We start from the raw sequence: 26862 nt of genomic DNA on the forward strand, positions 1-26862 counted from the left end.
AAATCCTTGCCGGAATGAACATGTCCGAACGCAAGGACAAATCGCTATGCCGATATGGCGCCAACTTCGAGGTCATTAAGCAAAGCCGCCTTGACCTCTTCGGCCATCCTCTCCCAGGAATAGCGCGAGGCGCACAACAATCCCTTGGCGATCAGCACGGCGCGCATCGTCGGGTTCTGCACCTGCAGCAAGGCCTTCGCCATCGCCATGACGTCGTGCGGTTCGACGTAGATCACCGCATCGCCAGCCACTTCCGGAATCGAACCGGTCGGGCAGGTAATCACCGGGCAGGCGCAGGCCATCGCTTCCGTGATCGGCATGCCGAAGCCCTCGTAGATTGAAGGATAGGCGAGCACGGCAGCGCCGGCATAGGCGCATTGCAGTTCATCGTCATCGACTTCGATCATGTGCACATTGGCTTCACCTACATACGCGGCGTACTCGGGCTCAAGACTCGCCCAAGGACCGGTGCAAACGATGGCATAGTCTTTCCGGTTGTCGCCAAGCAGGGAAAATGCGCGGAAGAACAGTTCGCCGTTCTTGTAGGCCGCCCGGCTACCGACAAGGAGAAAGTACGGCCGGGTAATGCCGCGACGCGCCTTGAATGCTTCGATCGCATTCGCGTCGGGCGCACGGAAATCCACGCCACAATGCGCGATGGCCACCTGCTCCGGACGAATCGCCGGAAAGAAACGGCAAAGATCGCGCGCCGTATTCTCCGAAATGGCAATGAACGAGCTGGCATGACGGATGCCGGCATGTTTTTCGCGCCACACTGGACTCCCCTGGATATCCCAATTGACGACTTCGGGAATCATGTCATAAGCCATGAAGACAGAGGGCGTCGTGATCGGATGGGTATAGTAGGTCGACACGAACAGGCTGGCATTCTCCTCGTCGCAGATCTTCTGCAGCATGGCGCATTCCTGTTCGGCGTTGGCATAACTGTGCGCGGGAATGACGCGATAGCTAATACCAAGGATGCGCGGCGCCGTGCCCATGCGATCAAGCACGACGAGGCGCGCCGGAAATCCCGACTGCCCCCATTCCTTGAGGAGCGAGCGCCAGACACGAGCGATGCCCGAACGGTTGTACTGAAAGAACACCGCGTCGAGCAAAATGGTTTTCACTTGAGCGTTCATTTCAACTCCTCATTCCCCTTGACAGTACCCGGCGCGCTCACAGCAAGACTGTCGGTGATGACGTAACGTTGCCAGACCTTGATATCCGGCTCGGTGTTGTCGAGAAGCCATTTGCATAGCAGGTAGCTGTGCAGCCGCTCGAGCAGATAACCCGAGACCCGCCGCTGATACCCGGAGCGCGCCAGCTGATAATGCGCGCTGTAATGCTCCCAAACATCCTTGAGTATCCGCATGATGCGGATGAAAAGATCCACCTCGATATAGCAGAGCGCGGGCGACGGGATGATCCCACGGATGGTGGCGAAGGACTTGACGTCAGCGGAACTCATTTGGCTGCTCTCGGCGCAAGCTGCCACGAACATTACGAAATCGTCGACCACGTGCACGCGGGCATAATTCGCCGACAGGCTCTCGCCAAAATCGAAAACCGACCCGACCGACAGGCGTGACTTCAAGGCTGCCAACTGCTCGAGCCCTGGAAACAGCGGCGGCGCCATTTCAGGGGTCAACACGCGGACCCAGGGCGACACCGACTCCAGGCCACCACCGATCACCGGCGAAATGAATTTTCGATACTGGAACAGAAAGAGATCGTCTGCGACCACGTCTCCCGCACAGAGCATGTCGTAGAGACCGAAAAGCTGCGAATACTCGGCAAGCGCCGCACCGTCGACATCCGATCCGAAGCGATCATCGTCAATGACGAGTTCATTGGCAATGCCGAGGCTCTTTGGGCAAAGCATTTCGAATGGTGCCGAAGGCTCGAACAGGGGCAAGGTGTGCCCGACGCAATACAGTTTCAGTCGGTTCGGCATCAATCCTCCGCAAATAGGGTCAAACAATTATCCCGAATCATAAAGCGGCCACCAGATCCTTTAACCTCGTCTCGAGGTTTTTCACGAACAAGGGCGTATCGAACAGAACGCCGTTTTCGTGGACGGCCCGCAAGGTTTCCTTCAAACGACGACATTCATCGGGATTCAAGGCGAGCGCCACGGCCTTTTCTTCATAGGCGCGGGTGTCGTAGACAATCAACTCCGGCAACCCGGCTGCCGTCAGCAAGGCTCCTGCCATTCTTGAGGCAAAGGCTCTTCCCGACAGCGTCAGCACGGGCAGGCTCATCCACAGCGCGTCGTTGGCGGTCGTTCCGGCATTGAACGGGAAGCTATCGAGAAAGAGATCCGCGTTCAGATAGCGCGCCAGATAATTTTCTGGCGCCACCCGTCCGGCGAAGATCAGCCGTGTCGGATCGACGCCTTGCACGGCAGCGGCCTGTCGCAAATTCTCCTGCGCCCATCGGTTATCGGCCAGAAGCCAGAAAACGCTATTCGGCACACGCTTCAGGATATTCATCCAGACACTGAACATCTCGGGCGTGTATTTGTAGTTGTTGTTGAATGACGAAAACACAAAGCCGCTTTCGGGCAAACCGCATTCCGCACGCGTCGGAGGCTGCCCCACGGTCCTCTTGCGATCGCTCACCTGATAAACATCTGGCATATACAGCGGCTTTTCCGAATAATGGCAAGCCAGCGTTTCCGGGATCAGGAATCGATCGGCAATCACATAATCGACGCAGGGCAAACCAGTGGTCGCAGGCAAGCCAAGATAGGTGATCTGGATCGGTGCGGGCCGGTTGGCAAGAATATTCGGCCGGGCGCCGGCAGTCTGCCCCTGCAGATCAACGAGCACATCGATCTCGTCCTCGCGGATTTTCCGCGCCGCCTGCTCGTCACTCATCTGGTGGATGCGAACAAAATGATCCATCGCCGCAATGACCCGCTGACGCATCGCCGAGCCATCTTCCGGACTCCAGCAATACCCATGGACTTCGAAGCATTCGCGATCGTGCAGTTCGAACATCTGCACCGTCAGCATCGAAACAGGATGCAAGGAAAAATCCGAAGACAGATACCCGATACGAATTTTCTTGTGTCCATATCCCTTGCCCGATGCCAGCGGCACCAGGTTCATGTCGATGTTCTTTTCGACATAGCGCCGTGCCGCTTCGAGTTGCGCCGCAGGATCGTCGGAAAGGCTCAGCATGGCAAGCGCCGAGGTCGAATCGCGCATCAGCGCCGGATCGACACCCGGGAGCGGCACATACACCGGCCACAGACACTGTTTCTCGCGCAGATAGACCCAGTGATGCAGCACCTGCCGCTGACTTGGGTCGAGGGCGAGGCTCTTGGTCAGATACACCGACGCCTGATCATATTGTTTTTGCGTTTCCAGGACCCGCCCCAGGCTGTTCAAGGCCATGATCAGCAATGGCGCATTACCCGGGATCGTGGCATTGACGTTCTCGTCGACCCATCGCCATTCGGTCAGCGCCTGGTCGACCTGGCCGCGCCGTTCGTAGAGATTCGCGAGATTCAGGCGCGGATGGACAAAAGCGGGCGCAAGGGCAATCGCCTGGCGGTAGGCACCCTCGGCACCATCGAGATCGCCAGCGTTGCTTAGGGCGATGCCGAGGTTGAAATATCCCGCGTGCAGATAAGGCGACTCGTTATGCTTCAGCCATGTCTGGTACAACACCGCCGACAAGGGCCACAGGGATTGGGCCTCCAGTTCGGCCACATAGGAAAGCAACTGCGAAAAATCCAGCGCCTTATTCCAAGCCTGCAATAAGGTCGCCCCGTAACGCTCTTCGACTGACACAGGACCTCCAATGGTTTTTCGCCTGTTGTTTTTCTTGCGCGGCATGCCCAGGCCGGCCAAGGGTTCGCGCCGAGCGCGGACCGGCTGAACGGCCCTGACAATATACCAAAAAAACTGGCAGAACCTCCCGGTGCTGCCAGCCTGACTAGGACAAATCGCTGAATTCGACTATTTCGTCACCACCAACACGCCCGCTTGCACGATTTGCGTCGGGTCCAGCGGCGTCAGCGACGTCGCCGTCACCACCCCTGTCGTTCCCGCCGCCACAGTATTTGCCACCACTCCCGGCGCGTTGAATTGCTTCATCGCATCGACCAGCCCGCTGACGTTTGCCACCACGCCCTGCGTCGCCGACGTGCCACCGTTATCCACCGACAACGATCCGCTCGTTCCGGTAGCGCTTCCCGACGCCGTGCCGTAGCTCGATAGTGCCTGCGTCAAGCCACTCACCTGCGACTGCAAGCTTCCGCCGCTGCCCGACGATGCCGACCCGTCCGCCACGAACCACACGTCCGCCATGCCCTGCGTCGTTCCGTCGCTCGTCGTGTAACTCGACACCAGCCCGACCAGGTTGCCATTGTCCTTGGCCGACGAACTCGCCGCATTCAGGTTGAGCTGCGTGATCCCCAACGAATCCAAGGTCTCCAACTCGCCACTCTCGGTAATGCCATCCGAGTTGGCATCGACCCACACGCTCAGTTCCGAGAACACCTTGTCCGACGCATTGAGCACACCGTCGCCGTTCGAGTCCAGTTGGCTCAAGGCCTGGTAGCCATCCGCCGCCTGCGTTCCGTCCGCCAGCACCGTCGCGCTGCCGAACAGTTCGCTACCGTTGTCGATCGCCCCGTTCTGGTTGCGGTCGAGTACCAGCAAGCCATCTCCCGACGACACCCAACCGGTGCTGACCTTCTCACCACTATCGAACAGATCGAAGCTCACACCCGACTGGATGCTCTGCGAATACACGCCGTCACCGTTCAGGTCGAGGATGATCGGGGTCCCAAACGCCAGTTGCCCGATCTGATCCGTAGTCATCGCCTGGACTTGCGTCGAGGTCAGCGCCTCCACCTGCAACGTCGTCAGCGCATGCACCTGCGTCGTCGTCAGCGCCTGAATCTCGGTCGTCGTCAGCGACAGGATTTGGCTCGTCTGCAAAGCCCTCAGATCGACCGTTTCCAGCGCCTGGATCTGATCGGTGTTGAGCGCCTGCACTTGCGCCGTCGTCAGCGCCCGCAACTGGTCGGTGGTCAAAGCGACCACGTCTTCCGTATCGAGCGCCGCCACCTGATCGGTATTCATGGCTCGGACCTGCGCCGTCGTCAATGCCAGCACTTGTGCCGTCGTCAGCGCCCGCACCTGATCCGTGCTCAGTCCGGCATTGATCTGCCCCGTTGTCAGGGCCTGCAACTGACTCGCCTTCAGCACGGCCACGTCGTCGGTATCGAGCGCTGCCACCTGCCCGGTCGTCAGCGCCCGCAATTGCGCGGTGCTCAAGACTTTCACCTGAACCGACGTCAAGGCCGCGACTTGAGCCGTCGTCATGCCGAGGCTGATCTGTGCCGTCGTCAAGGCGGCCACCTGGCCTGTTCTCAGCGCTGCCACATCGTCGGTCGAGAGCGCTGCCACCTGGCTCGTTTTCAAGGCCAAGACTTGCGCGGTCGTCAGCGCCATCGCTTGCGTCGTCGTCAGGACTGCGACTTGATCCGTCGTCAGCCCCAGTCCTATCTGCGCCGTTGTCAGCGCGGCTACTTGTGCCGTTTGCAGTGCCTGCACCTGATCCGTCGTCAGTCCCTGCTTGACCTGCGCCGTGGTCAGCGCCGCCAGCTGAGCCGTCTTCAGGGCAGCGACATCCTCGGTATCCAAAGCTGCCAATTGATCGGTCTTCAGTGCCCGAAGCTGCGCCGTGGTCAGCACCCGCGTCTGATCCGAGGTCAGCGCAATCATCTGCGCCGTCGTCAACCCGAGATTAACCTGGGCCGTGGTCAAGGCAGCGACCTGGTTCGTCTTCAAGGCAGTGACGTCGCGCGTCTCCATGGCCGCAATCTGATCGGTCGTCAGCGCCGCCACTTGGTCCGTCACCAAGGCCCGGATCTGATCGGTCGTCAGCGCCACCAGCTGATCAGTCGTCAGTCCATAGCCCACCTGAGCCGTTGTCAGTGCGGCCACCTGGTTCGTCTTGAGCGCCGCAACATCCCGCGTCTCGAGCACCATCACCTGGTCGCTCGTCAGCACCCGGAGCTGCGCCGTCGTCAGCGCCTGCATCTGGGCCGTCGTCAGCGCGATCAGCTGAGCCGTCGTCACGGCACTGACAATCTGATCCGTCGTCAACACGGCGACCTGACCGGTCTTCAGCGCGGCCAGATCCGTGGTCGACAGCGCCCCCACCTGATCCGTCGTCAATGCCTTGACCTGCGCCGTCGTCAGTGCGCTGACCTGCGCCGTCGTCAGCGCCGTGAGTTGGTCGGTCGTCAGCCCCGCGCTGACCTGGAACGTCGTCAGCGCGGCCACCTGCGCCGTTTTCAGGACCGAAAGATCGGCCGTGTCGACGGCGGCCACCTGGTCCGTCGTCAACACTTTGATCTGCGCCGTCGTCAGCGCCCGCATCTGGTCGCTCGTCAGCGCCGCCACCTGATCGGTCGTCATCCCGACGCCAATCTGGCTGCTCGTCAAGGCGACCACCTGGCTGGTCTTCAACGCCGCCACATCGTCAGTTTCCAGCGCCGTCACCTGATCGCTGGTCAGCGCCCGCAACTGCGTTGTCGTCAACGCCCGAACCTGTGCCGTCGTCAGCGCCGCGATCTGGGCCGTCGTAAAGCCCGCGCCAATCTGGGTCACCGAGAGTGCTGCCAGCTGACTCGTATTCAGCGCCTGCACCTGGTCCGTCGTGAAGCCTGTCGCAATCTGCGTTGTCGTCAGCGCCGCAATCTGCGCCGTCTTCAGCGCCGCCAGGTCGTCCGTCTCAAGCGCACTCACCTGATCCGAGGACAAGGCCCTCAACTGCGCTGTGGTCAGGGCACGCGCCTGGTCGGTCGTCAGCGCCCGGATCTGGTCGGTCGTCAATGCAAAAGCGACCTGCGCCGTCGTCAGCGCCGCCACCTGATTCGTCTGCAAGCCCTGCAACTGATCCGACGTCAATCCCGATGCGATCTGCGCCGTCGTCAGCGCCGCGATCTGGTTCGTCTTCAACGCCAGGATATCTGCCGTATTTAACGCCATCACCTGATCGGTCGTCAGCACACGAAGCTGGGCCGTCGTCAGCGCCACGAACTGGTCTGTCGTCAACGCGTTCAGTTGATCGGTCGTAAGTCCCGTGCTGACTTGCAGCGTCGTCAGGGCGGCGATCTGCCCCGTCTTCAGCGTCGTCACGTCGTCCGTTTCGAGAGCTGCCACCTGATCCGTCGTCAAGGCGCGAAGCTGCGCCGCCGACAACGCCATCGCCTGATCGCTCGTCAAGGCCGCGATTTGAGCGGTCGTCAACCCGGCATTCATCTGGAAGGTCGACAGCGCGGACAGCTGACTCGTCTTCAGTGCCGCGAGATCGTCAGTCTCAAGCGCCGCCAACTGGCCACTCGTCAACACGCGCAGTTGATCCGTCGTCAGCGCCTTTACCTGATCCGTCGTCAACGCGACGACCTGATCCGTCGTCAGCCCGATTCCGACCTGTGCCGTTGTCAACACCGACACCTGGTTCGTACTCAGTGCCTGTAGCTGATCGGTCGTGAGGCCTGCATTGATCTGCCCCGTCGTCAAGGCAACCAGTTGCGCCGTCTTCAGCAGGACCAGATCCTCGGTCTCAATAGCCATCACCTGATCGGTCGACAGCGCGCGGACTTGCGCCGTCGTCAGCGCACGCACCTGGTCCGTGGTCAGCGCGCGAATTTCGTCCGTCGTCAGTCCCATGCTGACCTGTGCCGTCGTCAGCGCAGCGATCTGCCCCGTTCTCAACGTGACGAGATCATCCGTGCCCAAGGTCGTCATTTGGTCCGTCGTCAGTGCGCGGACCTGATCCGAAGTCAGCGCGCCGATCTGATGGCTGTCTAACGCCGCCAACTGATCCGAGGACAGGCCGATGGCTATCTGTGCTGTCGTCAACGACGCCACCTGATCCGTCTTCAACGCCGCCAGATCGTCGGTCTCAAGCGCCAAGGTCTGGTCCGTCGTCAGTGCACGCACTTGCGCCGTCGTCAGCACACGAACCTGGTCCGAAGTCAGTGAGCGCAACTGATCAGTCGTCAGTCCGATACCGATCTGCGCCGTCGTCAGCGCCAGCAGCTGGCCTGTCTTCAATACCCCGACGTCATCGGTTTCCAGTGCCTTGACCTGGTCACTCGTCAACGCCCGGACTTGCGCCGTCGTCAACGCCATGACCTGATCGCTCGTCAGCGCCACCACCTGATCCGTCGTCAGCCCCTGCCCGATTTGCGCGGTTGTCAGGGCGACAATCTGATGCGTCTGCAGCATCTGCAGCTGCTCTGTCGTCAGCCCCGCATTGATTTGCGCCGTCGTCAGCGCCGCCACCTGATTCGTCTTCAGCACCGTCACATCATCAGTATCAAGAACTGACAACTGATCGGTCGACAGGACTTGCAACTGCTGCGTCGTCAACGCCCGTACCTGGTCGCTTGTCAGCGCACGGACCTGATCTGTCGTCAGCCCAAGCGCCACCTGTGCAGTCGTCAGCGCCGCCACTTGATTCGTCAGCAAGGCCTGCAACTGATCCGTCGTCAGCCCGGCATTGATCTGCAGCGTCGTCAAGGCCCCGATCTGGCTGGTTTTCAGGGCCGCCAAGTCGACAGTTTCCACCGCCACGAGTTGATCGCTGGTCAGCGCCCGCAGTTGCGTCGTCGTCAGCGCCCGGAACTGGTCGGTCGTCAGCGCAATCAACTCATCGGTAGTCAGGCCTTGGCTCACCTGGGCCGTCGTCAGGGCTGCCAATTGCGCCGTCACCAAGGACGTCACGTTGTCGGTTCCGACCGCCATCATCTGGTCGGTCGTCAGCGCCTGCAACTGCAGCGTCGTCAGCGCCCGCACCTGATCCGAAGTCAGCGCCATGGCCTGGTCGGTCGTCAGCCCGGCAGCGATCTGGGCCGTCGTCAATGCCTGGACCTGACTGATCGTCAGTGCATGAATCTGATCCGTCGTCAGGGCCTGCACCTGCGTCCCCGTCAACGTCTGCAACTGCCCTTTCACCAGGGCGCGGACCTGATCGGTCGTCAAGGCTTGTAGCTGGACCGTCGTCAGCCCCGCAGCAATCTGAGCCGTCGCCAACGCTGCAACCTGTGCAGTCTGAAGCGTCTGCACCTGATCCGTCGTCAGTCCCGAGAATTGTTGCGCAGTCAGCGACTGTATCTGCTTTGCCGTCAACGCAGCGACATCGCCGGTCTCGATCGCTGCCACCTGATCGCTCGTCAGCGCTCGAATCTGGGCCGAGGTCAGCGTCCGGACCTGATCCGAACTCAGAGCAACGACCTGATCGGTGAGCAAGGCACCAACCTGCAAGGTCGTCAACGCCGCCACCTGGCCCGTTTTCAACGCCGCCAGGTCTGACGTTTCAATGCCGACAATCTGCTGGGTCGTCAGCGCCTGAAGCTGCACATTGGTCAGGGCGCGCAGTTGGTCGGTGGTCAGCGTTGCCATCTGATCCGTCGACAGCACGCGCAACTGCGTCCCCGTCAACGCGGCAATCTGCCCGGTCGACAGCGCCGCCACTTGATCCGTCGATAAGCCGAGACTCACCTGCGCCGTCGTCAATGCGGCGACATCCGCCGTCGGCAAGGCCTGAATCTGGTTCGTATCGAGCACGACCAACTGGCTGGTCGTCAGTCCGGCGCTCACCTGCGCAGGCAACAATGCGCCGATCTGGGCGGACGACAGCGATGTCATCGCCGCAGTGCCGAGCGACACCAACTGTGTCGGAGTCAATGCCCGAACCTGTGCCGTCTGTAGCGCTACCACCTGATCCGACGACAAGACCTTGATCTGATCACTCGTAAGTACGCGCACTTGCCCGGTCGTCAGGCCGCTGACCTGCGTCGTTCCCAAGGCGCTCACCTGCGCTGTCGTCAGCCCGGCACTGATTTGCGTCGTCGTCAGCATCGCCATCTGACGGCTCGACAGGGACGCGACATCGACGGTTTCCATCGCCGCCACCTGCGCCGTCGTCAACGCCTTGACCTGCGCTGTCGTCACCGCGGCGATCTGCGCCGTCGTCAACGCAACGATCTGATCCGTCACCAACCCGGACCTCACCTGTGACGTCGTCAGCGCTGCAATCTGCGTCACACTGAGTGCCACCACATCGTCGGTGCTGAGTGCTCCGACCTGCGCCGTCGTCAGCGCCTTGACCTGCGTCGCCGACAGGGCCGCCACCTGCGCCGTGGTCAGACCGGTCACCTGACCGGTGGATATCGACCGAACCTGTGTCGCCGTCAGTGCCGCCACCTGATTCGTCGTCAGCGCCGTGACCTGCGCCGAGGTCAAGCCTCCCCCGATCTGCGCTGTCGACAAGGCCAGAACCTGCCGTATTGTCAACGCGGCGACATCGGCAGTTTCCAGCGCCAGGGTTTGCGTAGTCGTCAGCGCACGTATTTGCGCCGTCGTCAACGCAGCCAACTGATTGGTCGCCATCGCGCTCAACTGATCGGTCGTCAAACCCGATTTCACCTGAGTCACCGTCAGCGCCGCGACCTGTTTGGTCGTCAGCGCCACGATGTCTTCCGTTCCCAACGCCGCCACCTGAGCGATCGTCAGTGCTTTGACCTGCGCCGTCGTCAGCGCCACCACCTGGTTTGTCTCCAGGGCGACGATCTGATCCGTCGTCAGCGCTTTTACCTGGACGACGGTCAGCGCCGCTACCTGGCTGGTGCTGAGCGCGCCGATCTGCTGGGAAGTCAAGGCGACGATCTGCGCCGTCGTCAGTGCCGTCAGTTGCGCTGCTTTCAGCTTGGCGACATCCGTCGTTTCCATCGCCGCAATCTGCTCGGTCGTCAGCGACTTCATCTGCGCCGTCGACAGGACGATCACCTGATTCGTTTCCAGCGCAACGATCTGCGCCGTCGTCAGCGCGCCCATTTGCGCCGTCGTCAGGGATTGCATCTGCCGCGTCGTCAGCGCGGCAATATCTTCGGTCTCGATCGCCGCCACCTGATCGGTCGTCAGCGCACGCACTTGTGCCGTCGTCAGCGAGGCGAACTGCGTCGTCGTCATCCCGGCGACTTGTGACGTCGTCAGTCCCCCACGGATCTGGGCCGCCGTCAGGGCTGTGATCTGCGTCGTCGTCATCGACTGGAGCTGGTCTACGGAAAAAGCCGCCACCTGATCGGTCGTCAGCGCACGGATATCCGCCGCCTTCAGATCGGCAATCTGCGCCGCCGTCAAAGCAGCGATTTCATCCGTCGTCATGCCGATAACAATTGATGCCATGCGTCTCTCCTACCGGACGAACTCATGCTCGGTGCCGCCACACGGACGAACAGCACCGATCACAACCGCCAAGGCATCGCAACGATTCATTGAACGACCCAATCCTTCGGCTCACAACACCATTCGCTATACACCACGACCCCCACCGCAGACCCCTACGCCAATCCGACATTCTCCGTCAAAACGCAAGGAAAACAATGTCTGGACAAACCCCTAGAGAGAAGCAACGACACCTGCACGGAAACACGCCCGCACCGCGACACGGAATCTTCCTTCACGCTTTATGTTTAGAACAAATTTCGTCCGATGGTTTCTTTCTTTGCCCCTGGGCACCAAATTTAAGCAAAAAGGCTGGCAGTACCTCCCGGCGCTGCCAGCCTAACTACGACAAGACCCTAAGTTCGACTACTTGGGGGCCGCCAACACACCGGCTTGCACGATCTGCGTCGGGTCCAGCGGCGTCAGCGACGTCGCCGTCACCACACCTGTCGTTCCCGCTGCCGCACCCGGAGCGTTGAATTGCTTCATCGCATCGACCAGCCCGCTGACGTTTGCCACCACGCCCTGCGTCGCCGACGTACCACCGTTATCCACGGACAGCGATCCGCTCGTTCCGGTAGCGCTTCCCGACGCCGTGCCGTAGCTCGATAGTGCCTGCGTCAAGCCACTCACCTGCGACTGCAAGCTTCCGCCGCTGCCCGACGATGCCGACCCGTCCGCCACGAACCACACGTCCGCCATGCCTTGCGTCGTTCCGTCGCTCGTCGTGTAACTCGACACCAGCCCGACCAGGTTGCCATTGTCCTTGGCCGACGAACTCGCCGCGTTCAGGTTGAGCTGCGTGATCCCCAACGAATCCAAGGTCTTCAACTCGCCACTCTCGGTAATGCCATCCGAGTTGGCATCGACCCACACGCTCAGTTCCGAGAACACCTTGTCCGACGCATTGAGCACACCGTCGCCGTTCGAGTCCAGTTGGCTCAAGGCCTGGTAGCCATCCGCCGCCTGCGTTCCGTCCGCCAGCACCGTCGCGCTGCCGAACAGTTCGCTACCGTTGTCGATCGCCCCGTTCTGATTCCGGTCGAGTACCAGCAAGCCGTCTTCCGCCGACACCCAGCCGGTATTCACCGCCGTGCCAGTATCGAACAGATCGAAGCTCACACCCGACTGGATGCTCTGCGAATACACGCCGTCACCGTTCAGGTCGAGGATGATCGGGGTCCCAAACGCCAGTTGCCCGATCTGATCCGTAGTCATCGCCTGGACTTGCGTCGAGGTCAGCGCCTCCACCTGCAACGTCGTCAGCGCATGCACCTGCGTCGTCGTCAGCGCCTGAATCTCGGTCGTCGTCAGCGACAGGATTTGGCTCGTCTGCAAAGCCTTCAGATCGACCGTTTCCAGCGCCTGGATCTGATCGGTGTTGAGCGCCTGCAGTTGCGTCGTCGTCAGTGCCACCACTTGCGCGGTTGTAAGCGCTTGCACCTGATCCGTCGTCAAACCGGTATTAATCTGGTCCGTCGTCAAAGCCTGCAACTGACTCGTCTTCAGCGCCGCGATATCCGCCGTCTCAAGTGCCGCCACCTGATCCGTACTCAACGCATGCACCTGCGTCGTCGTCAGCGACAACACTTGCGCCGTGCTCAGTGCCCGCACCTGATCCGTACTCAGACCCGCATTGATCTGGCCGGTCGTCAGCGCAGCCACCTGGCTCGTCTTCAAGGCCACGATATCATCGGTCTGGAGCGCAGCCACCTGATCCGTCGACAAGGCCGCCACTTCCGAGGTCGTCAAGGCGAACACCTGGTCCGTCGTCAGCGCCACAATCTGATCGGTCGTCAGACCCGCATTGATCTGCGATGTCGTCAGTGCTGCGATTTGACTCGTCTTCATCGCAGACACATCTGCCGTCTCGATCGCCGCCAGCTGGCTCGTCGTCAGCGCCTGCAACTGCGAGCTCGTCAAAGACCGAACCTGATCACTTGTCAGCGCAATCACCTGATCAGTCGCCAGACCCGCGTTGACCTGAGTCGTCGTCAGCGCCACCACCTGACTCGTCGTCAAGGCAGCCACCTGGTCCGTGCTCAGACCCGCATTGATCTGCGCTGTCGTCAGCGCCGCGACCTGGCCGGTCTTCAACGCGACGAGATCCCCAGTTTCGATCGCGGCAACCTGACTCGTCGACAAGGCCACCACCTGCGATGTCGTCAGAGCCTGCACCTGCGCACTCGTCAGCGCCACCACCTGGTCGGTCGACAAACCGGCATTCACCTGCGTCGTCGTCAAGGCTGCAATCTGACTTGTCTTCATCGCCACGATATCGGAGGTCTCAAGCGCCGCTACCTGACTTGTCGTCAAAGACTGAATCTGCACACTCGTCAAAGCGTGCACCTGATCGCTCGTCAGTGCAATCACCTGATCACTCGTCAGACCAGCGTTCACTTGCGTCGTCGTCAGAGCCTGGATTTGCGAAGTCCCCAGAGCCGCCACGTCTGCTGTCTCGATCGCTGCCACCTGACCTGTCGTCAAGGCCGCCACTTCCGCCGTCGTCAGCGCCTGCACCTGCGCACTCGTCAGCGCCACCACCTGATCCGTGCTGAGCGCACGCGCCTGTGCCGTCGTCATGGCCGCGATCTGGGTCGTCGTCAGCGCCGCCACCTGATCGCTGCTCAGACCCGCATTGATCTGTGTCGTCGTCAGCGCAGCGATCTGCCCAGTCTTCAGAGCGATGAGATCCGCGGTTTCGATCGCCGACACCTGATCGGTCGTCAGCGCCTTGACTTGGGTACTCGTCAGCGCCTGAACCTGCACACTCGTCAGCGCCACCACCTGATCACTCGTCAGACCTGCATTGACCTGCGTCGTCGTCAGTGCAGCGATCTGTGCCGTCTTCAGCACCGCCACATCCGCCGTCTCGAACGCCGCCACCTGGCTCGTCGTTAGCGCCTGCATCTGCGACGTCGTCAGCGCCTGCACCTGCGCACTCGTCAGCGCAACCACCTGATCCGTGGCCAAGCCCGCATTCACCTGCGTCGTCGTCAGCGCTGCCACCTGGATGGTCGTCAGTGCCGCCACCTGATCCGTGCTCAGACCCGCATTGATCTGCGTCGTCGTCAGTGCCGCAATCTGCGCCGTCTTGAGCGCCGAAATATCCGCGGTCTCGATTGCAGACACCTGATCGGTCGTCAGTGCCTTGACTTGCGAACTCGTCAGCGCCTGCACTTGCGAACTCGTCAGCGCAATCACCTGATCGGTCGTCAGACCCGCATTCACCTGCGTCGTCGTCAAGCCGGCAATCTGACCCGTCGTCAGCACAGCCACATCCGCCGTCTCGATCGCCGCCACCTGGCTCGTCGACAAGGCCGACACTTCGGCCGTCGTCAGCGCGCGGACCTGGTCGGTCGTCAGCGCCACGATCTGGTCGGTGCTCAGCGCACGCGCCTGCGTCGTCGTCAAGCCCGCAACCTGACTCGTCGTCAGCGCCGCCACCTGATCGGAGCTCAAACCGGCATTGACCTGTGTCGTCGTCAGCGCGGCAATCTGACTGGTCTTCATTGCCACGAGATCAGACGTCTCGATCGCTGCAACCTGATCCGTCGTCAGCGCTCGCACTTGCGAACTCGTCAGCGCCTGCACTTGCGAACTCGTCAGCGCCACCACCTGATCACTCGTCAGACCTGAGTTGATCTGCGTCGTCGACAAGGCCGCGATCTGCGCCGTCTTCAGCACAGCCACATCCGCCGTTTCGATCGCCGCCACCTGACCTGTCGTCAGCGCCTGCATCTGAACGCTTGTCAGCGCCTGCACTTGCGCAGTCGTCAGCGCCACCACCTGATCGGTCGTCAGACCCGCGTTGACCTGCCCAGTGGTCAAGCCAACCAACTGACTCGTCGTCAGCGCCGCCACTTGATCGGTGCTCAGGCCCGCATTGATCTGCGTCGTCGTCAGCGCCCCAATCTGGCTCGACTTCAGCGCCACGATGTCGGCGGTTTCGATCGCCGCCACCTGATCCGTGCTCAGCGCACGTACCTGCGTGCTCGTCAGCGCCTGCACCTGCGTGCTCGTCAGCGCCACCACCTGATCGCTCGTCAGACCGGCGTTGATTTGCGACGTCGTCAAGGCCGCAATCTGGCCCGTCTTCAACGCTGCGACATCGACTGTATCCAGCGCCGCCACCTGACTCGTCGTCAGCGCGATGACATCGCTCGTCGTCAGCGCCTGCACCTGCGAACTCGTCAGGGCTTGTACCTGATCCGAACTGAGCGCGCGCACCTGACCGGTCGTCAGCGCCGCCACTTGGCTCGTCGTCAGTGCCGCCATTTGGTCCGTGCTCAAGCCCGCACTGACCTGTGTCGTCGTCAGCGCTTCGATCTGGCCGGTCTTCATCGCGCCGATATCCGCCGTCTCAATCGCCGCGACCTGATCGGTCGTCAGCGCCTTGATCTGCGCCGTCGTGAGTGCAGCAACCTGAGCACTTGTCAGTGCAATCACCTGATCCGACGAAAGTCCTGCGTTAATCTGAGTCGTTGTCATGGCCGCAATTTGAGCCGTCTTCAGCGCCGCCAGATCCGCCGTCTCGATCGCTGCAACCTGGCTCGTCGACAAGGCGGCCACTTCCGCCGTCGTCAGCGACTGCACCTGGCTTGTCGTCAGTGCCTGCACCTGATCCGTGCTCAACGCCTGCACTTGCGCCGTCGTCAGCGAGGCCACCTGACTCGTCGTCAGCGCCGCCACCTGATCCGTGCTCAGACCCGCATTAATCTGCGTCGTCGTCAGCGCCGAAATCTGATTCGACTTCAGTGCCGCCACATCGGCGGTCTCGATCGCCGACACTTGATCCGTCGTCAGTGCCTTGATTTGCGCGCTCGTCAAGACTTGCACCTGCGCACTCGTCAGCGCCACCATTTGATCCGTCGTCAAGCCCGAAGCAACTTGTGTCGTCGACAGCCCGGCAATCTGCGCCGTCTTCAGTGCAGAAATGTCCGCCGTTTCGATCGCAGCCAACTGACTCGTCGTCAGCGCCTGCACCTGCGCCGTCGTCAGCGCGCCAACCTGCGAACTCGTCAGCGCAATCACCTGATCCGTCGTCAGACCTGCGTTCACCTGCGTTGTCGTCAAGCCGGCCACCTGACTCGTCGTCAGCGCCGCCACCTGATCCGTGCTCAGACCCGCATTGATCTGCGCCGTCGTCAGCGCGCCGATCTGGCTCGACTTCATCGCGGCAATATCCGCCGTCTCGATCGCCGACACCTGATCCGTCGTCAGAGCCTTGACTTGCGTCGTCGTCAGCGCCTGCAACTGCGTGCTCGTCAGCGCCACCACCTGATCACTCGTCAGACCCGCGCTAACCTGCGTCGTCGTCAAGGAGGCAATCTGGCCCGTCTTCAACACCGCCACGTCGGCCGTCTCGATCGCCGCCACCTGACTCGTCGTCAGCGCCTGCACCTGCGCGCTCGTCAAGGCCTGCACCTGCGCACTTGTCAGTGCAATCACCTGATCCGTGCTCAGACCCGCATTCACCTGCGTCGTCGTCAACCCGGCCACCTGCGCCGTCGTCAACACAGACACCTGATCCGTGCTCAGGCCCGCATTGATCTGACCCGTCGTCAGCGCCGCCACCTGATTCGTCTTCAAGGCCACGATGTCGGCCGTCTCCAGCGCCGCCACCTGGCTCGTCGACAAGGCCGCCACTTCCGCCGTCGTCAGCGCTTGGACCTGCGTCGTCGTCAGCGCTACCACCTGATCCGTGCTCAGACCCGCATTGATCTGCCCCGTCGTCAAGGCCGCAATCTGGCCCGTCTTCAGCGCCACGATGTCAGACGTCTCCAGCGCCGCAACCTGGTCCGTGCTCAGCGCCTTCATCTGCGAACTCGTCAGCGACACGACCTGATCCGTCGTCAGCGCGATGATCTGATCCGTCGTCAGGCCGCTATTCACCTGCGTCGTCGTCAGGGCCGCAATTTGCGCCGTCTTCAGCACCGCAACGTCGGCCGTCTCGATCGCCGCCACCTGGCTCGTCGTCAGCGCCTGCACCTGCGCGCTCGTCAAGGCCTGGACCTGCGTACTCGTCAGCGCCACCACCTGATCCGAACTCAGCGCCTGCACCTGCGTCGTCGTCAGCGAGGCAATCTGCGTCGTCGACAGCGCTGCCACCTGATCCGTACCCAAGCCCGCGTTGATCTGACCCGTCGTCAAGGCCGCGATCTGACCCGTCTTCATGGCAGAGATGTCGGCCGTCTCTATCGCCGAAACCTGATCCGTCGTCAGCGCACGCACCTGCGAACTCGTCAGCGCACCAATCTGCGAACTCGTCAGCGCAATCACCTGATCGCTCGTCAGACCCGCATTCACCTGCGTCGTCGACAAAGACGCAATCTGACTCGTCTTCAGCGCCGAGATGTCGCCTGTCTCGATTGCCGCCAACTGACTCGTCGTCAGCGCCTGCACCTGCGCACTCGTCAGCGCTCCAACCTGCGTACTCGTCAGCGCAATCATCTGATCCGTGCTCAGGCCCGCATTCACCTGCGCCGTCGTCAGACCGGCCACCTGGCTCGTCGTCAGCGCCGCCACCTGATCCGTACTCAAACCCGCGTTGATCTGCGTCGTCGTCAAAGCCGCGATCTGGCTCGACTTCATCGCCGAGATATCCGCCGTCTCGATCGCCGACACCTGATCCGTCGTCAAGGCACGCACTTGCGTACTCGTCAGCGCTTGCAACTGCGCACTCGTCAGCGCAATCACCTGATCAGTCGTCAAGCCGGAATGCACTTGACTCGTTGTCAGCGCCGCCACTTGCGCCGTCTTCAGCACCGCCACGTCCGCCGTATCCAGCGCCGCCACCTGACCCGTCGTCAGCGCCTGCACCTGCGAACTCGTCAAAGCCTGTACCTGCGCACTCGTCAGCGCAGTCACCTGATCACTCGTCAGACCCGACGTCACTTGCGTCGTCGTCAAAGCAGGTGTCTGAACAGTAGTCAGCGCCGCGACCTGATCCGTACTCAGACCTAGATTGATCTGCGTCGTCGTTAGCGCCGCCACCTGACCGGTCTTCAACGCCGCGATGTCCGCGGTTTCTATCGCCGAGACCTGATCCGTCGTCAAAGCACGCACTTGCGTGCTCGTCAGCGCCTGCATCTGCGAACTTGTCAGCGCCACCACCTGGTCCGTCGTCAAACCGGAAGCGACTTGCGTTGTCGTCAGGGCTGCGACTTGGCTGGTCTTCAATACCGCCACATCAGCCGTCTCAATCGCCGCCACTTGGCTCGTCGTCAGCGCCTGAACTTGAGAACTCGTCAAGGCTTGCACTTGAGAACTCGTCAGCGCGATCACCTGATCGGTCGTCAGGCCAGCATTCACCTGCGTCGTCGTTAAACCAGCCACCTGGCTCGTCGTCAGCGCCGCCACCTGATCCGTGCTCAAACCCGCGTTGATCTGCGTCGTCGTCAGCGCCGCAATCTGGTTCGACTTCAGCGCAGCAATATCCGCCGTCTCGATCGCCGACACCTGATCCGTCGTCAGAGCCTTGACCTGCGCCGTCGTCAACGCACCAACCTGAGTGCTTGTCAGGGCAACGACCTGATCAGAGGAAAGTCCTGCGTTTACTTGCGCTGTCGTCAGCGCTGCGATCTGGCCCGTCTTCAAGACGGCTACGTCGCCAGTTTCGATCGCCGCTACCTGGCTCGTCGTCAGCGCCTGAATCTGGGCGGTCGACAGCGACTGCACCTGGGAGCTGGTCAGCGCTGTAACTTGATCACTTGTCAGTCCTGCGTTCACCTGCGACGTCGTGAACGACGCCACCTGCGTCGTTGTCAGCGCCGCTACTTGATCCGTACTCAAACCGGCGTTGATCTGTGTCGTCGTCAGCGCCTGTATCTGGCTCGACTTGAGCGCCACGATGTCGGCAGTCTCGATCGCCGACACCTGATCCGTCGTCAGCGCCTTGACTTGAGATGTCGTCAGTGCGCCGACCTGTACACTCGTTAGGGCGACCACCTGATCCGTCGTCAGACCGGCGTTGACCTGCGTTGTCGTCAGCGCTGCCAACTGGCCCGTCTTCAGTGCCGCCACATCGGCCGTTTCAAACGCGGCGATCTGGCTCGTCGACAAGGCCATCAATTCTGACGTCGTCAGCGACTGCACTTGCGCGGTTGTGAGCGCGACTACCTGATCGGTCGTCAAACCCGCATTAACCTGCCCTGTAGTCAAGGCAACGATCTGGCTGGTCTTTAAGGCCGCCACTTGATCCGTTGTTAAGGCCGCAATTTGCGCGGTGGACAACGCACGAATGTCCGCCGTGGTAAGCGTCACAATTTGCGATGTCGACAACGCGGCAATCTGATCGGTCGACAAATAGGAAACAACGGATGACGTCATGATTTTCTCCACGGGGGTGCCCCCCCATAATCGCCGGCAAAAAATTAGGAACTCAAAAAAAACATAACGTTACGAGTACCCTAATTTGTATACGGCACAAATTCAGGAAACTTTAGCCATTTATTCCTGAAAAGAGATGACGAAGGATTGTGCCTACCTGTCACTTTTGCCAGCTGGGTTTTCACTATAGATGACAAATCAGGAAAGCATCCAACGCCATCCCCGATAGGACACGACATCGCCAAACAGGTTCCTCATCCGCCAGCGAAGGAGAACGTCGAACTACAATAAAATCATTGACTTACACCAGAGATGCCAGCTGGTCTTCGAAATTTCTGACAAACCGCCGGTTGTCACACACGGGCGACTGCCCCCTGAACTCCGCGGCGATAGCGCGCAGGCGCCTCCGTTGCGTCGCATCGGAAAGCCACGCCTTGACGATGGCGCGATACTGACCGGCATCCGTAGCGACCAAGTCCCCCAATCCGGCAGCATATAAGAGACTTGCCGCCACGCGCGAGGCGAACGCTTCGCCGCAGAGCGTGACGACCGGAACGCCAGCCCATAGTGCATCCGACGTCGTCGTATGGCCATTGCAAGGAAAGGTATCCAGGGCGAGATCGGCCAGGGAGAGACGCGCCAAATGCGCTGCCTGCGGACGACCTTCAGCGAAAATGATGCGCTCCGGTGCAATCCCCGCATGCGCCGCCACGCTCCGCAATTCCTTTTCAGCCCAGGGATTCGACGCCCAAAGCCACAGAACGGCGCGTGGCTCGCAGCACAGTAAATCGAGCCAAACGCCATAGATCTCCGGCGTGATCTTGTAGGTCTGGTTGAAGGAGCACAAGACAAGCGCGTCTTCCGGCAAGTCTTCATCCGCCCGCGTCGTTGCCGGCTCGCAGTCCCGCACACGGGCATTCGGCTGGTACGTCCCTGGCAAATACAGGATCCGCTCACTGTACATCCACTGACTCGCCTCGGGCGCCACGACGGCATCGGCAATCAGATAATCGACCCAGGGCGCACCGAGGGTGCCGGGATAACCGAGCCAGTTGATCTGCACCGGCGCCAACCGATGCTGCAACCATTCGCTGTGATTCCCCTCGGTATAGCCCTTCAGATCGATCAGAACATCCAGATCGAGCGCACCAATTCGCTCGACCGCCTCGATTTCCGGCGCTGCGGACAACTCCAGGAAATGCTCGAAGCTCCGACCGATGCGGCCGCGCATTTCACTTCGATCATCGACGCCATAGGACAAGCCGAAGGTTTCGAAGCGCGATCGGTCGTGTGCTTCCAGCATTTCGATCATCAGGAATGCCGTTGCGTGCTGTTTGAAATCGGACGACAGATACCCGATTCGCCACCGCCCCGGACGCCTTACCCGCACACTTTTCGACGGGCTTCCGGCATCAACACGACTCAACCGCCGACTATGATTCTCGGCACACTTTCGCTGCAACCGCGGCGTTGTGCCAGGCATCGAGAGCACGATAAACGGCGGAATATCCGCTGAATCCTCTTCGATCGCCGCAACGACCCGCCGAATCAGATCCTCCATCTCCGCCCAACGACACAGGTGCATGAGTTGAAACAACAGATGCGTGGCAAAAAGACCGTTCTCCGGATCGAGGCGCGCCGCCATCTCCAAATGATCAAGCGCATCCAGACGGCGCCCCTCGTCAAGATGGAACATGGCGAAATTGAAATGCGCCGCCGCATTGTCGGGATGCACCGCCACCGCCGCCTCGTAGGCGTGCCTGGCGTCAGCCGAACACCCCATCCGGGCAAGAAGATTGGCGCGCGCGACCTGAATCGCCACGGCCAGCGGATCGAATTCCAGCGCCCGACCGTACGCCTCGATTGCTGATTCGAAGCACCCCCGCTCGTCCTCTTTCAGCCCTTCCCGATACGCCAACTGGGCTCCCGCCGAACGCCAAACACCGGGCGCATCGGCATCCGACGGCGCCAGCCGTTGCCATTCGGCCGCGGCGCGAAAGGTCGTCGCCGCATCGCCGACCTGAGCGGAAGACAAGGCCAAGCCTCGCCAGAGTTCGGCGACACCCGGCAAATATCGAAGCGCTTCAGCAAATTCGCTCGCGGCAGCGGCGAACCTGCCAATTCTGAACAAGGAAATCGCCAATCCGCCGCGGTAATTCCCGGCCGTCGGACGGACCGAGAGGGCGGCCCGCATTTTCCGCTCACCAAGGCCGGTGTCGCCGCTGTCGAACAACACCTGCCCTAACAAGAACAGGGCATCCGGATTCCCGGGATCCAACCCCAGGCCGCGCTCGTAGCAATGCCTCGCCTCATCCAGGCGAGCGGCGCGCTGATGCGCAAGCCCCTCGGCGAACAGCTGCGCTGCCGCAGCCTTCTTGGCGGCACTCATCGTTTTGTCTCCGCAAGCGCAACCAAGGCTTGTACGACTGCCGCCACAACCGGCGCCCACTGCCGGCTTTGCTGCTGGCGAAACAGTCGCATCGTCGGATACCAGGGCGAATCCTCGCGCTCACGCAACCAGAACATGTCGTTCTCGGCGCGCTTCAACAACCATACTGGCTTGCCGATCGCCCCGGCCAGATGGGCCACCGCCGTATCGACCGACACGACCAGGTCGAGCACATCGATGAGCGCCGCCGTATCGTCGAAATCCGAAAGTTCGTCGGTCCAGTCGGCAACCCCATGCGACGCCAATACATCCTTCATTGCCGGCATCGGCGGCTCCTTGGTCAGGCTGACCCAGGAAACGCCCGGAACCTTCAGCAACGGCGACAATTCTTCCGGCGTTAGCTCGAAATTGCGCTTGTGCCGCCCGCTCTTGCCAGTCGCCCACGCCACCCCGACGCGCAACCCAGTCGCTGCGGAGAGCCTTCCCTGCCACGCAGCCCTAAGTGCGCTGTCGGGATTCAAATACGGCACCACATTCGGCAAGGATTCGAGCGTCGTCCCCAAGGCGAGCGGCAAACTCATTACCGGACAATGGTACGTAAAACCGGTTTCATCGGGCGCATCGTCAAGTACCACAGCAATATCGCCGAACGTCCTTTGGAACAATCGCAACAAGGGTTTGCGCGTCAGCAGTCGCACTCGGCCGAAATGCTCGGCTGCCAGGGGAACAAAGCGACTGAACTGAATGTTGTCGCCGAAGCCTTGTTCCGCATAAATAACCAGCCCGGCTGACTCCGCCACCAACGGCTCGCCCGACCAGCGCGGCAAGCGCGTCGGCGGGGGACGGACAGCCCCCTCTTCTTCGCCCGCCACAAAACGCCATTCGTACTCGCGCCAACCTTCCGCCAACCGGCCTGTCACGAGCAATACGCAGGCGAGTCCGAAATGCGCGCGAACATCCTGAGAATCGCGGGCAAGAATCTGGCGATAGATCGCCTCCTCTTCTGCCATACAGCCGCAAGCCCCCAGGGACATCGCCAGATTACATAGCACGCCCGCCTCGCCGGGACTCTGCGTCAAAGCCCGCTCGAACAGCGAGATAGCCTCCGGATAGCGTCCCAGTCGTTTGAGAACGACGGCAAGACCATTCAGCGCTTCGAGGTTATTCGGTTCGATCGACAAGGCGGTCTCGAAACTGCGAACCGCATCCGCCTCCCAACCAGCATCGGAAAAAGCCATTCCCATGCCGGCATAGGAGCGCGCATGGTGCGGATCTGCGCTCAGCAACCGTTCATAGCACTGCAGCGCGCCCGCGATATCGCCAGACTCCTGGCAAACGCGCGCCAACTCTTCAAGCGACGCAAGCGAATGCGGATCGATCGCCAACGCCCGTTCGAAGCAAGCTCTGGCCGCATCGACATCGCCCAGACGACGACACACGACGCCGAGGTTGTGCGACAACTCGCGCGACGGCGGCGCGATTCGCTCTGCCGCCTCGTAGCTTTGCCGGGCTATCTGGAACGCCCCCCGCCGCTGGCTGACGAGCCCATATTCGCACAGTGCCCGATAATCGCCCGGCCGGTTGCTCAATAGCGCCGCCAGACCCGCATCAATCATCGGAGAATCAAAGTTCGTCATGGCCCCGCATCCACAAGACATCGCCTGGCACATCGATCGATGCGACCGCTCTGTTTGCCCCCTTACGCTCGAAGGCGATCATCATATCGACGCCTTCTGGTCGAGTAAAAGAAATTCGCTTCGCGCGCGCGTTTGCCCGTCAGGCGGTCGTATTGCCGCGATGAGCTACGCAGCACTGACGCAGCGCATCGACGACCGATGCAACGACGGATCCCCAATCGCCGAACGATGCCTGACGGAAGATGCGCATCGTCGGATACCAAGGACTGTCAGCCCGATCCAACATCCAACGCCAATCGGTGTTGAAGCGATTGAGCAACCAGACAGGCTTGCCCATTGCCCCTGCCAGATGCGCGACCGAAGTATCGACGCTGATAACGAGATCCAGTTGTGAAACGATCGCAGCGGTATCGGCAAAATCGTCGACCTCATCCATCCAGTCCGCCAAACGACCTTTCACGCCCTCGACCTCGATCTGACCGGCCGCAGGACCTTTCTGCAAGGAGACCCAGGAAATCCCCTCGATATCGAACAAAGGCATGAGCGAACACAATGACAAGGTCCGGAACACGTCGAACTGATACACATCGCCTCCAGCCCAGACCAAACCGACCCGGAAGCCAGACAAGGCACGCATCCTATCGCACCATTTCGCCTGCAAATCATTCGGAGGAGCAAGATAAGGTACCGCTGCTGGAAGCGTCTCCAAGGTCGTGCCCAAACAACGCGGAATCGACAACAAAGCGATGTGATAGTCAATCGGAGGAACGCCGCCAGCAACCGTTTCCGGCAACAATTCAATCCCGTAACGCGTCGCCAGGTCGTCGAACAAGCGCATCAGAGGGCGCAGGCCCCAGTAATACAACCGGGCGTTCGGATACAAGTGTCGCAGTTCTGGTAAAAAGCGGACAAACTGAAGGTTGTCGCCCATGCCTTGCTCGACGTAAATCAGCAAGGCTTTGCCGTCCAGTGGCTCCCCCGTCCACTCCGGTTGAACGAAACGAGGACGATTTTCGCGTCGCCGGGGCATTTCCCAGCGCGTTTCGTAATAGTCCCAGCCTCTTTCGAAATCACCTTTGAGCAACAACAATATCCCAAGATTCAGCCGGGCTTCATGGCAATCGGAGCGTATCGACAGCGCCTGCAAAAACGCAGCCTCCGCTTCATCCAGACACAACAAGCAGTAGTAGGTTTCGCCCAGATTGTTCCAAGCTTCGGCAGAATCCGGCGACAACTCGATGGCTTTCCTGAAACAGGCCAAAGCGAGGTCCATCTGCCCCTGCTTGATTCGTGCATTCCCCATATTGTTATGGGCGGCCCCCATATCCGGCGCGGCCGAAAGCGCGCACGCGAAAGCGACCTCGGCACCCACCGTATCCCCCTGCGCCTGCAGGACAAGCCCGAGGTTATTGTGGGCCTCGGCAAAATCGGGCCGCAAAGCGACAGCCTTGCGATAGCATCTGATGGCTTCGTCAAGTTTTCCCTGATCCCGAAGCAGATTGCCCAGCGAGAAACTTGCCGTCGCGTCGTCACCCGCCAAGCCATCGACCGTCACCAACAAGGCGAGCGCCTCGTTCTTGTTGCCTGCATCACTTAACGCAAGCCCGAGATTCACCAGAACATCGGCACGCTCCAGGCCAAGTTCGACAGCCCGGGAAAACGCGGCAACGGCATCGGCATGTTGTTTTTTCGACTGAAGCAACTCTCCACGTAATACATATTGCTCGGCAAAAGAAGGCGCCAACCGTTGAAGCTCATCGAGAACGGTCAATGCCTCGCCATCCCGCTGCTGACGAAAGAGCGCGAGCGCCAGATTGAAACGGGCATCCACATTGGCGCCGTCCAACACCAGGGCGACGCGATGCGCCGCTTCGGCATCCGGCCAGCGCTCCAGTGTGCCGAGCATCACGCCATAGTCATTATGGTAAACGGCCTGAACAGGATCCAATGCCAACAAGCGCTCCATCAGCGCCACAGCCTCATCCCGACGCCCCTGTCGAAACACCACCTGTGCCAATGCAAAAAGCGCCTCGCCATCAGCGCCTGCCGAGTCGAAGAGCGGCCGAATCCACTCTTCCGCTTCCTCATAAGCGCCTCGATCAAAGCATTCGGCAAATCTCATCAGACGCTGCCTACGATCCGGACCGTACTGCATCATCATTGCCACATTCCCAAGAACACTCCTAGCATCGAAGTCTATCAGCACGTCAGAAAGAAGTGATAGGCCGTTCAGCGACGGGGCGTCAGGGTAAATGCAATGTTTTTTCATCCTCCCCTAAAGTTTTCTGAAAGATGGCCGTGAGAGTTCCTGACGGCGGACCAAACCGTTCGTAAATATGCTAGGCGCTTCGACTGACAAGCGCAGGACACCAACCGAAGAGGAGTTTTGAAATGGCACAAGTTATCAACACCAATATCCTGTCGCTGAATGCTCAGAGAAATCTCAACAAGTCGCAATCCCAGCTTACGACCGCCATTCAGCGCCTGTCCTCGGGTCTTCGCGTCAATTCGGCAATGGACGACGCCGCCGGTCTGGCGGTTGCCACCAAAATGACGTCGCAGATCAACGGCATGACGGTTGCCTCGCGCAACGCTTCAGACGGCATTTCGTTCGCCCAAACGGCCGACACCGCTTTGGCAACTGTCGCCGACCAACTGCAACGGATGCGCGAACTGGCCACACAGTCACTCAACGGCACGCTTTCCGACTCCGAACGCTCGAAGATCAACGAAGAATACACGGCGCTGCAAAACGAAGCGTCACGTATTCAAGGCGCCGCCAAGCTTAACGACATTTCCGTGTTCGGCACCTTCACCTTCCAGGTCGGCGCTGGCGCCAGCGATACCGTCGCGGGCACATTCACGAGCGTTGGAGTTACGGGAACCGACGTCACGACCAGCAGCAACGCCTCGACAGCGCTGGACAGCATTGACGCCTGGCTCGGTAGCGTCGCGACCAACCGTGCGCAAATCGGCGGTTCGCAAAGCCGTCTGACCTTCACCGTCTCGTACCTGGAAGGCGCGATCGAAAACCAGACCGCTGCAAAAAGCCGCATCCTGGACGCCGACTTCGCCGCGGAAACCGCCTCGCTGACTCGCGCGCAGATTCTGCAACAAGCGGGTACCGCCATGGTTTCGCAAGCGAACACGCTGCCGCAGAACGTCCTGTCCCTGCTCAAGTAATCAGGACGGGTAGGATCTTGAGTCCGGCGCAGAGTTTCTCTGTGCCGGATTCGCGCAG

The 26862-nt window shown here is 60.8% G+C and carries 9 protein-coding genes; 1 reads left to right on the forward strand and 8 read right to left on the reverse strand.

Annotation, left to right across the window (positions count from 1 at the left end; translation table 11 throughout):
- Positions 1 to 44 precede the first annotated feature (44 nt).
- From BLR25_RS13765 to BLR25_RS13800, 8 genes are all read right to left on the reverse strand, one after another.
- On the reverse strand, positions 45 to 1142 hold the full coding sequence (locus tag BLR25_RS13765; RefSeq protein ID WP_091938468.1) for a glycosyltransferase family 4 protein: 1098 nt from the start codon (positions 1140 to 1142) through the stop codon (positions 45 to 47).
- A complete protein-coding gene (locus BLR25_RS13770; protein ID WP_143009864.1) occupies positions 1139 to 1918 on the reverse strand; it encodes a hypothetical protein in 780 nt (259 codons plus the stop codon). Before BLR25_RS13770 ends, BLR25_RS13765 begins: the two co-directional genes overlap by 4 nt.
- A 76-nt stretch (positions 1919 to 1994) precedes the next feature.
- On the reverse strand, positions 1995 to 3803 hold the full coding sequence (locus BLR25_RS13775) for an O-linked N-acetylglucosamine transferase, SPINDLY family protein (protein WP_245715565.1): 1809 nt from the start codon (positions 3801 to 3803) through the stop codon (positions 1995 to 1997).
- 168 nt (positions 3804 to 3971) lie between these two features.
- Complete coding sequence (locus BLR25_RS13780; protein WP_143009865.1) at positions 3972 to 11225, reverse strand: heme utilization protein; 7254 nt, start codon at positions 11223 to 11225, stop codon at positions 3972 to 3974.
- A 405-nt stretch (positions 11226 to 11630) separates the two neighbouring features.
- Positions 11631 to 19595 (reverse strand): heme utilization protein, encoded by a 7965-nt coding sequence (locus tag BLR25_RS21560; RefSeq protein WP_218122751.1) that lies wholly within the window; start codon positions 19593 to 19595, stop codon positions 11631 to 11633.
- Positions 19596 to 19896: 301 nt separating this feature from the next.
- Positions 19897 to 21984 (reverse strand): tetratricopeptide repeat protein, encoded by a 2088-nt coding sequence (locus BLR25_RS13790; RefSeq protein ID WP_091938471.1) that lies wholly within the window; start codon positions 21982 to 21984, stop codon positions 19897 to 19899.
- Positions 21981 to 23621, reverse strand: coding sequence for a tetratricopeptide repeat protein (locus tag BLR25_RS13795; RefSeq protein ID WP_176785897.1), 1641 nt, complete (start codon positions 23619 to 23621; stop codon positions 21981 to 21983). Before BLR25_RS13795 ends, BLR25_RS13790 begins: the two co-directional genes overlap by 4 nt.
- Positions 23622 to 23760: 139 nt before the next feature.
- The gene (locus BLR25_RS13800) at positions 23761 to 25782 is read right to left on the reverse strand and encodes a tetratricopeptide repeat protein (RefSeq protein WP_176785898.1); all 2022 of its coding nucleotides are present in this window, start codon (positions 25780 to 25782) and stop codon (positions 23761 to 23763) included.
- Between the two features lie 230 nt (positions 25783 to 26012).
- On the opposite strand from BLR25_RS13800, the gene BLR25_RS13805 reads away from it, so the two are divergent.
- Positions 26013 to 26804 (forward strand): flagellin N-terminal helical domain-containing protein, encoded by a 792-nt coding sequence (locus BLR25_RS13805; protein WP_091938474.1) that lies wholly within the window; start codon positions 26013 to 26015, stop codon positions 26802 to 26804.
- Positions 26805 to 26862 lie beyond the last annotated feature (58 nt).

Origin of the sequence: Propionivibrio dicarboxylicus (genome assembly GCF_900099695.1) — a bacterium.
In the GTDB taxonomy this organism is placed as follows: domain Bacteria; phylum Pseudomonadota; class Gammaproteobacteria; order Burkholderiales; family Rhodocyclaceae; genus Propionivibrio; species Propionivibrio dicarboxylicus.